This is a genomic window from Chlorobium phaeovibrioides (assembly GCF_003968655.1).
Lineage (GTDB): Bacteria > Bacteroidota > Chlorobiia > Chlorobiales > Chlorobiaceae > Chlorobium > Chlorobium phaeovibrioides.
Genome location: NZ_RXYK01000009.1, coordinates 74,035 through 84,708 on the forward strand (window position 1 = coordinate 74,035; position 10,674 = coordinate 84,708).

12 protein-coding genes and 1 other RNA gene are annotated in these 10,674 nt (G+C 51.4%); 10 read left to right on the top strand and 3 right to left on the bottom strand.

All coding sequences use genetic code 11. From position 1 onward, the window contains the following. Nucleotides 1-3 precede the first annotated feature (3 nt). The 4 genes from EKD02_RS06980 (at nt 4) to EKD02_RS06995 (ending at nt 4,890) form a co-directional block, all read left to right on the top strand. Nucleotides 4-972, top strand: coding sequence for an ABC transporter ATP-binding protein (locus tag EKD02_RS06980; RefSeq protein ID WP_126384692.1), 969 nt, complete (start codon nt 4-6; stop codon nt 970-972). A gap of 116 nt (nt 973-1,088) precedes the next feature. Next, complete coding sequence (locus EKD02_RS06985; protein ID WP_126341333.1) at nt 1,089-1,799, top strand: response regulator transcription factor; 711 nt, start codon at nt 1,089-1,091, stop codon at nt 1,797-1,799. After that, complete coding sequence (locus tag EKD02_RS06990; protein WP_126384694.1) at nt 1,789-3,582, top strand: ATP-binding protein; 1,794 nt, start codon at nt 1,789-1,791, stop codon at nt 3,580-3,582. The genes EKD02_RS06985 and EKD02_RS06990 overlap by 11 nt, the downstream gene beginning before the upstream one ends. A 6-nt stretch (nt 3,583-3,588) precedes the next feature. After that, nucleotides 3,589-4,890 carry a mechanosensitive ion channel family protein gene (locus EKD02_RS06995; RefSeq protein ID WP_011890380.1) on the top strand — a complete coding sequence of 434 codons (1,302 nt, stop codon included), beginning with the start codon at nt 3,589-3,591 and terminating at the stop codon, nt 4,888-4,890. A 9-nt stretch (nt 4,891-4,899) separates the two neighbouring features. Here the strand turns inward: EKD02_RS06995 and EKD02_RS07000 are convergent, their stop codons facing one another. Continuing rightward, complete coding sequence (locus EKD02_RS07000) at nt 4,900-5,397, bottom strand: NUDIX hydrolase (protein ID WP_011890379.1); 498 nt, start codon at nt 5,395-5,397, stop codon at nt 4,900-4,902. A 102-nt stretch (nt 5,398-5,499) separates the two neighbouring features. Here EKD02_RS07000 and bcp point away from each other — a divergent pair, with 102 nt between their 5' ends. The 3 genes from bcp to ssrA all read left to right on the top strand — a co-directional run bounded on the left by bcp (nt 5,500) and on the right by ssrA (nt 7,136). Next, nucleotides 5,500-5,970, top strand: a complete 471-nt coding sequence (gene bcp, locus EKD02_RS07005; RefSeq protein ID WP_126384696.1) for a thioredoxin-dependent thiol peroxidase — start codon at nt 5,500-5,502, stop codon at nt 5,968-5,970. A gap of 9 nt (nt 5,971-5,979) precedes the next feature. Further along, nucleotides 5,980-6,543: a YqgE/AlgH family protein gene (locus EKD02_RS07010; RefSeq protein ID WP_126384698.1), complete on the top strand. Its 564-nt coding sequence runs from the start codon at nt 5,980-5,982 to the stop codon at nt 6,541-6,543. Between the two features lie 191 nt (nt 6,544-6,734). Beyond that, nucleotides 6,735-7,136, top strand: a transfer-messenger RNA (tmRNA) gene (gene ssrA / locus EKD02_RS07015). Between the two features lie 127 nt (nt 7,137-7,263). On the opposite strand, the gene rhuM is transcribed toward ssrA, so the two are convergent. Continuing rightward, on the bottom strand, nt 7,264-8,079 hold the full coding sequence (gene rhuM, locus EKD02_RS07020; protein WP_244924417.1) for a RhuM family protein: 816 nt from the start codon (nt 8,077-8,079) through the stop codon (nt 7,264-7,266). A 47-nt stretch (nt 8,080-8,126) separates the two neighbouring features. Continuing rightward, nucleotides 8,127-8,276 (bottom strand): hypothetical protein, encoded by a 150-nt coding sequence (locus EKD02_RS10015; RefSeq protein WP_185805714.1) that lies wholly within the window; start codon nt 8,274-8,276, stop codon nt 8,127-8,129. A 116-nt stretch (nt 8,277-8,392) separates the two neighbouring features. Between EKD02_RS10015 and EKD02_RS07025 the strand changes: the two genes are divergently transcribed. The 3 genes from EKD02_RS07025 to EKD02_RS07035 form a co-directional block, all read left to right on the top strand. Continuing rightward, complete coding sequence (locus tag EKD02_RS07025) at nt 8,393-8,770, top strand: hypothetical protein (protein WP_126384700.1); 378 nt, start codon at nt 8,393-8,395, stop codon at nt 8,768-8,770. 211 nt (nt 8,771-8,981) lie between these two features. Then, nucleotides 8,982-10,148 carry a Fic family protein gene (locus EKD02_RS07030; protein WP_126384702.1) on the top strand — a complete coding sequence of 389 codons (1,167 nt, stop codon included), beginning with the start codon at nt 8,982-8,984 and terminating at the stop codon, nt 10,146-10,148. Nucleotides 10,149-10,414: 266 nt separating this feature from the next. Further along, on the top strand, nt 10,415-10,674 hold a 260-nt coding region (locus EKD02_RS07035), incomplete at its 3' end, for an arsenate reductase ArsC (RefSeq protein ID WP_148102967.1).

Sequence of the window (10,674 nt, forward strand, 5' to 3'; positions counted from 1 at the left end):
TATATGGAAAAAATTCTTGAACTGAAAAATCTCAAAACCTACTTTGCTACTGATGGTGGCGTTGCCAGAGCTGTTGATGGGGTGAGTTTTTCGCTTGGCCGGAACCGGACGGTCGGAGTTGTTGGGGAGTCGGGTAGTGGCAAATCGGTGACTGCTCTGAGTATTATGCGTCTGCTTCCGATGCCGCCGGGCTATTTTGCCGGGGGTGAGATTTTCTGGAAGGGGCGGAATCTTCTCTCATTACAAGATGATGAGATGCGGCGGTTGCGGGGCAATGATATTGCAATGATTTTTCAGGAGCCTATGAGCTCGCTGAACCCGGTCTTTACCTGTGGCAGCCAGATTATGGAGCAGATTCGGGTTCATCACCCTGAGATGGCTGCTGTTGAAGCCAGAGAGCGCTCTGTGGAGTTGCTTCACCTTGTCGGCATTGCCAATCCCGGCGAGCGTTTTTCAGCCTGGCCGCATGAGCTTTCAGGGGGCATGCGCCAAAGGGTCATGATTGCCATGGCACTTTCCTGCAACCCGGCCCTGTTGATTGCTGATGAACCGACCACTGCGCTTGATGTGACTGTTCAGGCACAGATTCTTGACCTGATAGGGACGCTTCAGGCCGATACCGGTATGAGCGTGCTCCTGATAACGCATGATTTTGGTGTTGTTGCCGAGCTGTGTGAAGAGGTGCTGGTGATGTATGCCTCAAGAGTTGTGGAAAAAGGGGAGGTCCGCCAGATTTTCAGCAACCCTCTCCATCCCTATACCCGTGGTCTCTTGGAGTCCATCCCGAGAATGGGTGTCCCAAAAGAGCGGCTCCATGTTATTGAGGGTAGTGTTCCCAGTGCGCTGAGAGAGCCTGTGGGATGCCGGTTCAGCGATCGCTGCCCGCTTGCAGACTCGCGGTGCCGCAGCATCGAACCGGAACTTGTGGCCTATGAAGCGGGGCATGAGGCAGCCTGCTGGAAAGCCGGCTGAATTCGCCGGTTTGTGACAGTTCTGTGACGAATGACCCCTTTTTGCGGAAACCCTGAAATATTGCGTTACATTTCCAGTTAGGATAAAATTGTCTAAAACTATCCCCCCCAGCGCATATGTCAGATCCATTACTTCTTGTTGTTGAGGATGACCGGAACCTTGCAAAACTTGTAGGGTTCAATCTTGAGAAGGCCGGTTATAAGTGCCTGTTTTCAGAAAATGGAGAAGATGCTTTCGACCAGCTTTCACGACGCAGTTTTGATCTTGTTCTGCTTGATGTGATGCTTCCCGGCATTGACGGCTTTGAGGTCTGCCGCAAGATTCGCCAGCATCAGATTTACAAGGATATTCCCATTATCATGCTCACCGCCAAAGGCGAAGAGATCGACAAGATTCTTGGTTTTGAGCTCGGCATCGATGACTATGTGGTCAAGCCTTTCAGTCCCCGGGAGCTGACTTTGAGAATACGGGCGGTTCTCAAGCGCGACCGTCGGCAGGGCGGTGTGTTCCGTGAGGCGCTCAAGGCTGGAGGCCTGGAGGTTGATATAGCTCGACACAGCGTGACGCTTGATGGGCAGGAGCTGGTGCTGACCCTGATGGAGTTCAAACTTCTGGTTGCGCTTCTCAAGAGAAAAGGGCAGGCCCAGTCGCGCGAAATGCTTTTGAGTGATGTATGGGATGTTGACCGCAGCATCAATACCCGAACCATTGATACCCACATTACAAGGCTCCGCGAAAAATTAGGCGAATCCGGCAGGCAGATAAAGACTGTTCGCGGACTTGGCTACAAGTTTGATGAAGAGGGAGAGGATGTTCATGCAGTCTAGGGTTTCCTTCCGGCTTGGTGCTGTTTTCGGCCTGATTGTTTTCCTGACAGTTCTTGCCAGTTACCTGTCGCTGGGTCACCAGCTCCAGCTGCTCCTCATGAAAAGCATTACCCATGAACTTCGCCGTGAACTCATGCTCAACAGGGAGCTGCTTGAGACGAGCATGGGGCGAAAAGCTTTTCTGCAGGATCCTGATGGATGGGCCGACAGAATCGGAGGGATTCTTGAAGTCAGGGTGACAGTAATTGCTCCTGACGGCCGGGTAACAGGCGACAGTTATATTGAGCGCAACCGGCTTTCCTCTGTTGAAAACCATGCTGATAGGCCGGAAGTGAAAGCAGCTCTGTCGGCAAGTTTCGGTGAAAATTCCCGGTACAGCCAGACCGTCAAGGAACAGATGCTCTATATGGCAGTTCCGTTAGGGTCGCCACAGCCCTTCGCCGTTCTTCGTTTTGCCAAACCTCTGTATGATATTTCCGTTTTTGAGGCCGGCGTTCGCAAGGGTATAGAGCAGGGGCTGTTTTTTGCTCTTCTCTTTTCTCTCGGCGTAGGCGTGGTGAGTGCATATCTGATCTCCCGGCCTCTTAAGCGAATTGCAGATACCGCCCTGAGGCGGACTCATGGGGACTTTTCCGGCTCTATTCCAACAAATCGCGGTGATGAAATAGGCCTGCTTGCGCGCGCCTGCAATTATATGTCGGAAGAGATAAAGAAAAAAAGACGGAGTGAGGAGTGGTACCGGGCGGTTTTTTCAGGTATCCGCGAGGCTATTCTTGTGACTGACGCCGCCGGCGACATTATTCTTGTCAACCCTTCAGCTTCAAGGCTTTTCCGCCTTGAAGGAGCCATGTTCCAGTCCCGCTCAACAGCGCTTGTCAGCGATGAGGGGCTCCGGGTTCTTTTGGACAGGGTGCATGGCTCAAAGAAGGCAATTGTGAAGGATGAAATGCTGGTGACAACCCTGAAGGGAAAGCGAATTCTCCAGATCAGTTCCATGCCAGTCATGCGGGAGGGGGTGTTCGACGGGACGGTGTTCGTTCTCAATGACATTACCCGTCTGCGTAATCTTGAGCGGATTCGAAGAGACTTTGTCTCAAGTGTTTCCCATGAACTGCGAACACCGCTTACAAGCATAAGGGGTTACACGGAAACCCTGTTGGACGGGGCAATGCACGACGCTGAACATACCGAAGCGTTTCTCCGCATCATTCATCAGGAAAGCGAACAGTTGACAGCCCTTGTCAATGATGTGCTTGATCTTTCCAAAATTGAATCAGGTCGCATTGAGTATTCGTTTGCGCCGGTTTCCCTTACGGAGGTGGTGAGGCGTTCAATGAGCACGCTTGCTCCCCAGTTTGCAAAAAAAGATGTGAAGCTTGATGTCAGCATTCCCGCAGACCTTCCTCTGGTGAAGGGCGATGCTTCATATCTTGAAATTGTTGTCCGCAACCTGCTTGACAACGCTGTTAAATATGTTGATGAGCACAATGGCCGGATACGGCTGAGTGCGGCAAAAGGAGATGGCTTTGTGAGGCTTGAGGTCGAAGACAACGGCATCGGTATTGCGCAGAAAGATCTTGATCGTATCTTTGAACGATTTTACCGGGTTGACAAGGCCCGCTCCCGACAGCTGGGCGGAACCGGTCTGGGTCTCTCGATTGTCAAGCACATTGTTCTTGCCCACAAGGGCGACATCAAAGTGCGGTCCCGTTTGAACCGGGGAACAGCATTCACCCTCACGCTTCCGGTGGCTGATCAGCATCCCCTGGACAATAAAACATAGAGTATTATGAAAACACTGCTGGATTTTTTTCTCTCCTACGGGTTCTCTTCAGCCAACGCCTCCCTTCTGGCCACCATTTTCGCAGCACTTCTGGCTCTTGTTGTCATTGTTGCCCTTGAGGTCAGCACCAAAAGGGTGCTCCTTGGTTTCATCAGCCGTTTCGCCGCAAAAACTGCAACCCGTCTTGATGACATACTGGTTCATCATAATGTGTTTTCAGGGCTTGCCCGTCTTGTTCCGCCTGTTCTTCTTCACCTGCTCTCAGATCCTGTGCTGCAGTTCTTCCCTGATCTTATTCCCATTGTCAAAGATGTATCGGTTCTCTGGTTGACAGGAGGAGTCATTCTGGTTTCGTTTTCAGCGCTTGATGCTCTTCTGGAATACTCATCAACTCACCCCTCGTTTTCCCGCCTTCCTGTCAAGAGCTTTATTCAGGTCATAAAGTCCCTGGCAATCGGCATTGGTCTCATTGTGGTGATTTCAAAACTGCTGGGAACTTCACCCATTGTCTTTCTCAGCGGACTTGGCGCCTTTACCGCAGTGCTTCTTCTGGTGTTCAAAGATTCCATACTCGGTCTTGTTGCCGGCATTCAGCTTTCCGCAAACAACCTTGTCCGGGTCGGCGACTGGATTGAAATGCCCAAATACGGAGCTGATGGAGATGTGATTGATATTTCGCTGGTGACGGTTTCTGTCCAGAACTGGGACAAGACCATCAGCACCATTCCCGCCTATGCGCTGATTTCAGAAGGGTTCAAAAACTGGCGGGGGATGAGTGAGGCCGGAGGGCGGCGCATGAAGAGATCGGTCAACATCGACATGACCAGCGTCCGGTTCTGTGACCAGAAGATGCTCGCTGAACTCAGAGAGGTTCGTTTGCTCAAAGAGTATCTGGCGCAGAAGGAGCGCGAACTGGCGGAATGGAATGCAGAGATGGGTGCAGGCGAAAACTCTCCCGTCAATGCCCGCCGTCTGACGAATTTCGGAACATTCCGTGCCTATCTGGCCGCCTATCTTGGCAGCCACCCGAAAGTCAATTCCTCCATGACGCTCATCATCCGACATCTGCAGCCAACAGCGGAAGGTATTCCTCTGGAAATCTACCTCTTCAGCCGCGATACCGAGTGGGCGAAGTATGAGCAGGTGCAGGCAGACATCATGGACCATGTCCTCTCCGTTCTTCCATGGTTTGATCTGCGCGTGTTCCAGAGCCCCGGCGGGTTTGACATAAACCATGCCGGACGCTATTTCGCTGAATCGCTCGGTGGCCGCACCACCCGCACGGACTCGGCAGTGCCGATGGAATAACCGGCCTCTTCAGCTGTTGGCGAGGCTCTCTTCAATAATCTGCCGGTGCAGGGGAATGGTGACCTCAGGCAGGCTGTCGGCAGGGTAGAATCCCGCTTCAAAGACCTCATGGTTGATGCAGATGTTCTCGTGGCAGGCAAGCACCCTGTAAGCTATGGCAATCAGCGATCCATACATGGTGCTTTCACGGTGGTAGACCCCGACGAGGCTCTCAATGCTTCCTTCTATCGAGGTCTCCTCCCAGAGTTCACGCAGGCATCCTTCATGAGGCTCTTCGCTTGACTCAATAAAACCTCCCGGAAGCGCCCACTGATTGAACGCCGGTTCATGTGCCCGCCGTATCAGCAGAACTTCGCCATTGGTGTTTCGAGTGAAGGCGATGGCTACCGGAAGAGGATTGCTATAGTGCACCCATCCGCATTTCGGGCAGAGCATCCTGTTCCGTTCTTCAAGAACAGCGGGTTCAAGTTTTTGGGAGCATATCGGGCAGAATATAAAAGGCTTCATCAGTCAGGGTTCATCAATGGACAGCGAAACTTTTTGCGCTGCTGTCATATTATTAAAAGGTAGAAAGCTGTAATTGTTTTTACCACTTATTTCATCATAGCCATGGCATTGCTTAAAGAGGGCGGAACTGCACCAGACTTTACCGGAATCGATCAGGACGGCAAGAGTGTATCACTTTCAGAGTACCGCGGAAGCAAGGTACTCATTTATTTTTATCCCAAGGACGATACTCCCGGATGTACGGCGGAAGCTTGTGCTTTTCGCGACAATTTACCTAACTTCAACAAACTGGGTGTTACCGTGCTGGGCGTCAGCACAGACCCTGAAGCGAAGCATCGGAAGTTCGCCGACAAGTACAGCCTGCCGTTCAGGCTTGTGGCGGACAGCGATAAAGTGATTGTTCAGGCCTACGGTGTATGGGGCCCTAAAAAATTCATGGGAAAGGAGTATATGGGAACCAGCCGCGTTTCCTATATGATAGACGAGGACGGCCTTATAGCCAAAGTATGGCCGAAAGTAAAACCCGCAGTACATCCCGAAGAGGTTCTCGGATGGCTGCAGGACAACAAATGACGCAACAGTATGGTTAATGAATTCGAGCGGCTTGCGGCCGGCAAACTTCTGATAGCTTCAGCAAACCTCATGGAGGGAACCTTCAAGAGAACGGTTCTTTTGATGTGTGAACACAGCAGTGAGGGTTCAGTTGCATTCATTCTCAACAGACCCATGGAGTTCAAGGTCAGTGAGGCCATTGCCGGATTTGGTGATGTTGAAGAGCCACTTCTCATGGGCGGTCCCGTTCAGGCAGACAGGGTATACTTTATGCACACGCGTGGAGATCTTGTTGAGGCCTCTGAAGAGATTCTTCCGGGACTTTTCTGGGGGGGAGAGCAGGAAGAACTGAGTTACCTGCTCAACACCGGCGTTCTACCACCTTCGGAGGTGCGCTTTTTTCTCGGCTATTCCGGTTGGAACGCAGGCCAGCTTGAGGAAGAGTTTGAAGTTGGCTCCTGGTACACCACCGACGCAACCCGCGAGCTTGTTTTCAGCGACGCCTATGAATGGATGTGGAGCAGGACCGTGCGCTCCAAGGGAGGAGAGTACCAGCTCATAGCCAATTCACCCGAACTGCCGGGTTTGAACTGATCTCTTTTTCAGCCAATCACCATCAGCAGGACGATAAGCGCAAGCCATGAAATGACGCCCCATATGAGGACTTTTCTGGTACTGAGGTTTTTCAGCATGGGGAACGGTTCAATAATGAATGTTGTTGTTCTTTACTGTTGAAAAGTATATATACAATTGCATTGAGGCAACAAAGGTTCTTTGATTTTACTGGGGATGACAGGCTTTCGACAGGGCAGGTGTGAGATATGATTGCACTCCGAGTTTCAGCATGGATGGACTCGTTAAAGAAGTCTATGCAAACAATAGATGCAGACGATTATTCGTATGCAATGGCTGCCTGATTAGCACAAGTTAATTAATCAGCCATCGTCCTGAGGCGGATGCGCTTACTCAAAAACCGCAGGATGGCATAATTCGCGCTTGAGCTTCGGTTCGCGCAAGTAAGCCCCGTCTGCTTTCGCCCGAAGGGGCAGGCGGGTATTCATTCGGGCTAGTGGCACGGCCTTTACCGGTGCAGTTCCGGACCACGAAACCATGAGCACCGGAGATGAGTGTGGTGATTGTATCAAGCATTGTTCTGGACCCGGGTTCGACTCCCGGCATCTCCACCCGTTACATGTCCCTGGCTTTACCGACAAACCCCCAAGACACCTTATTTAATAGGCGTCTTGGGGTTTTTCTCGTTCCTGCTCTTTCCTCCGTGTGCCACCTTTTCTCTTCGTGTGAAGTACTCCCCATCTATAGGGCAGCTATCGAGAGAAAATAAGTTTGCGATGCGCCCCAAATCTTCCAGTTCCGCCGCTGAAAGGTAGTTCTTTGCCACACGACATCGCTTTTCAGAATCTTGCCGGCGGGGGCTTTGGCCCTGGTGGTCAAGCCCATCCGTTCTTTCGTGTGGTCTGCCCGCCTGAAGATCAACTCGGCAGCGGTATGACCGTGAACGGCGTAATGCATCTTATTCTGCACCTTGGCAAAAAACTCCTGAGTGATCGATGCGTCCTTGTCGTAATCCATCGCTGTAGCATAGATGTCGGCGATCTTTTGATAAAAACGCCGTTCGGACAGGCGGATTTCCCGGATTTCCTCCAACAGGCGTTCAAAGTAGTCCTCATCAAGGAATGCCCCGTTTTCCATGCGCTTCCGATCCATCACATAGCCCCGGAGCGTATAGTCCCGCAAAACCCCCGTGGCCCACTGCCGGAAGGCCGTAGCGCGATTGGAGTTCACCCGGTAGCCCACCGCGATGATCGCATCCAGATTGTAGTGCAGGATATTGCGCTGAACCTGGCGTTTCCCTTCGGTTTGAACTGCTAAGAAATCCTTAGCAGTTGCATCCTCGGTCAGTTCGTGTTCGGCGTAAATGTTCTTCAGGTGCATCAACACGTTTTCCGGCGTTGTCTCAAAAAGAAACCCCATGTTTTTCTGCGACAGCCAGATCGTCGCGTCCTGCACCCGCACCTCCACCCCGTCGCCGCCGGTCTGATAAGCAAAGGTCAAAAACTCCGCCGTGCTGTTGCGGAGGCGCACGCTGTTCGGTGATTTTTTTTTCGGCATGGGCAGTCCCTCTCTATGGCTTCAATTTCAGAATTTGCTCGATGGGCTTACTCATCTAAAAAACTCCCCTGTATCTCCATCGGGCGCATCACCGTTTCAATGTAATCGATCTCTTCCTTGGTGAGCTTGTACTTCTTATAGAGCTGTTCATCCGTCCACTCGTGATCCCATGATTGTTGAGGAACCCATGTATACATCTGTAATCGGAAATTAACAATCCCCATTTTTCGGAAAATAAGATTCCCCGGGTTGGCGTAAAAAAACACCCATAGCCCTATGTTTGAAGGTTCCACCCAATCAAACAGGAAGAGCTATGGAATCACAGTTAAAGCGCTTAACCATGTACAATAAAGTTAAGAATCTTTTCGAAAAAGGGTTGCGTATCAATCAGATCAGCCGCAGCACCGGTCTTGATCGCAAAACGGTGCGCAAGTACCTTCAAATGAACAGCCAGGAGTTCCAGGATCATCTCTCCAGTATGACTTGTCGTCACCGGAAGCTGGAAGACTACGAGGAGTTTTTCCGGGGTCGTATCAGGCAGTGCCCGGACTGCAGCGCGGCACAGGTCGAAGACTGGTTGAAAGAGCAGTACCCGGATCTGGATGACATCTCCACCATTTTGAAAATGAAAACCCGTCTCTCCAGAGTGATTCTCTGGTTAGGCGGGTTTTCTTTTTCCCCTTGTTTTTAAAGGGTTTCGGCTGTTTTGACATCGTTCCGGAACCTCTCTCCAGCCACCTGATTCTCTCCATTCTCCCCACCTTTATTCTACATCTTTTTTCAACCCGAGTCTGAAGAGCATTCCTGAACACGGCCTTGACAGTTTTGCGCCATAGTGTTATTTTGCTTTACGCTATAAATTGAAATAAAAAAACTGTTAATTCAAAAAGTGAAATAAGAGCATGAACCGGAATCTACAAGGCCATTACATAACCATTTCGACCGTCGGGGAAAAGGCGAAAGCCTTTGTTCCCGCACCGTTACCACCTACGCCGCCAATTGAGTGGTCATCAGAACTTCGGGAAAAGTTTGATCAGGCATTGTTGGCTCTTGGTCGTCTGGACAGCGTTTCGGTATTGCTGCCGGACACTTCGCTCTTCCTTTACATGTATGTGCGCAAAGAAGCGGTGCTTTCCTCAATGATCGAGGGAACTCAGTCCTCCCTTTCTGATCTGCTGCTGTTTGAATTTGAACATCAACCCGGAGTGCCGCTTGATGATGTGCAGGAGGTTAGCAATTATGTAGCAGCGTTGAATCATGGTTTGAACCGGTTGAATGAGGATTTTCCGCTTTCACTTCGCTTGCTGAAAGAGATTCACAGCGTGCTGCTCTCAACGGGTCGCGGCAAGGAATGTGATCCGGGGGAGTTTCGCAGAAGCCAGAACTGGATTGGTGGCAGCCGTCCCGGTATGGCGGCGTTCGTCCCTCCGCCTCCGGAAAATGTTCAGGAGTGCATGGGCAAGCTGGAGCTGTTTTTACACGACCAGCCGGAAAAGACCTCGGTTCTGATCAAAGCGGCGCTGGCGCATGTGCAATTTGAAACGATCCACCCGTTTCTCGATGGCAACGGGCGTCTTGGTCGTCTGGTCATTACCTTGCTGCTTTGTTCTGAGAAGGTATTGAAGGAACCGATGCTCTACCTGAGTTTATATTTCAAGACTCATCGGCAACGGTACTACGAACTGCTGAATGAAGTACGCCTGACCGGCGACTGGGAAGCATGGCTGCATTTCTTTGCCGATGCAGTGATTCACACCGCGACACAGGCTGTGGATACAGCTCAACAATTGATGAAGCTTTCTGCCGAGGATGGTCAGCGTATCAACAGGCTGAAGCGTATTTCCGGCTCGGCACACCTGATTCACAAAGCGATGCTGGAACGACCGATGGCTTCGCCAAACTGGATACAGGAAAAGACCCGGCTCTCACCGGCAACTGTCAATGCGTGCCTGCGTGAATTGGAGCAGCTTGGCATTGTCAAAGAGGTGACCGGGCAGAAGAGAAACCGCATCTATTCCTATGTGGAATACATCCGAATTATGAATGAAGGCACCGAGCTGCCACGCTGATCAGATGTGGTTTTGATCAGGGGGAGAGATAACCGGAAGGGTGCAGATACAGTGGGGGAACCAGCGCCATCGTTCAAAAAGCTGCATATCGGTTGCCATTGCTGATACTACGCACCAGGGCCTGCCATGAAGCCGCAGGAGCTCCGCTGGCTTGCATCCCTGAACCGAAGCAATTGTTACATTCTTGCAAGATCAGCAGATGGTGTTGAACGGGAGCGGTATCTTATTTTTTTCAAAATTTCCTTGAAACCAACCTACCGACGAGCATGGACAAGAAGAAGACCGTTCTCATCCTTTGCACTGAAAACACTGCCCGCAGCCAGATGGCTGAAGGGCTCCTCCGCAACATGGCAGGAGACCGTTTCGAGGTCCTCAGTGCCGGCACCCAGCCCGCCGATGCCGTTCATCCTCTTGCCTTCAAAGCCATGCAGGAAATCGGGATCGACATTAGCGGCCAGCACCCGAAAGACATAGCGACCTACCTCGGCAAGACCTTCGTACACTACCTCTTAATCGTCTGCAGCAA

What these genes read in the sequence shown, in the direction of transcription:
- EKD02_RS06980 (WP_126384692.1), top strand. Translation starts at nt 4, where the DNA reads ATGGAAAAAATTCTTGAACTGAAAAATCTCAAAACCTACTTTGCTACT.
- EKD02_RS06985 (WP_126341333.1), top strand. Translation starts at nt 1,089, where the DNA reads ATGTCAGATCCATTACTTCTTGTTGTTGAGGATGACCGGAACCTTGCA.
- EKD02_RS06990 (WP_126384694.1), top strand. Translation starts at nt 1,789, where the DNA reads ATGCAGTCTAGGGTTTCCTTCCGGCTTGGTGCTGTTTTCGGCCTGATT.
- EKD02_RS06995 (WP_011890380.1), top strand. Translation starts at nt 3,589, where the DNA reads ATGAAAACACTGCTGGATTTTTTTCTCTCCTACGGGTTCTCTTCAGCC.
- EKD02_RS07000 (WP_011890379.1), bottom strand. Translation starts at nt 5,397, where the DNA reads ATGAAGCCTTTTATATTCTGCCCGATATGCTCCCAAAAACTTGAACCC.
- bcp (WP_126384696.1), top strand. Translation starts at nt 5,500, where the DNA reads ATGGCATTGCTTAAAGAGGGCGGAACTGCACCAGACTTTACCGGAATC.
- EKD02_RS07010 (WP_126384698.1), top strand. Translation starts at nt 5,980, where the DNA reads ATGGTTAATGAATTCGAGCGGCTTGCGGCCGGCAAACTTCTGATAGCT.
- rhuM (WP_244924417.1), bottom strand. Translation starts at nt 8,079, where the DNA reads ATGCCGAAAAAAAAATCACCGAACAGCGTGCGCCTCCGCAACAGCACG.
- EKD02_RS10015 (WP_185805714.1), bottom strand. Translation starts at nt 8,276, where the DNA reads ATGTATACATGGGTTCCTCAACAATCATGGGATCACGAGTGGACGGAT.
- EKD02_RS07025 (WP_126384700.1), top strand. Translation starts at nt 8,393, where the DNA reads ATGGAATCACAGTTAAAGCGCTTAACCATGTACAATAAAGTTAAGAAT.
- EKD02_RS07030 (WP_126384702.1), top strand. Translation starts at nt 8,982, where the DNA reads ATGAACCGGAATCTACAAGGCCATTACATAACCATTTCGACCGTCGGG.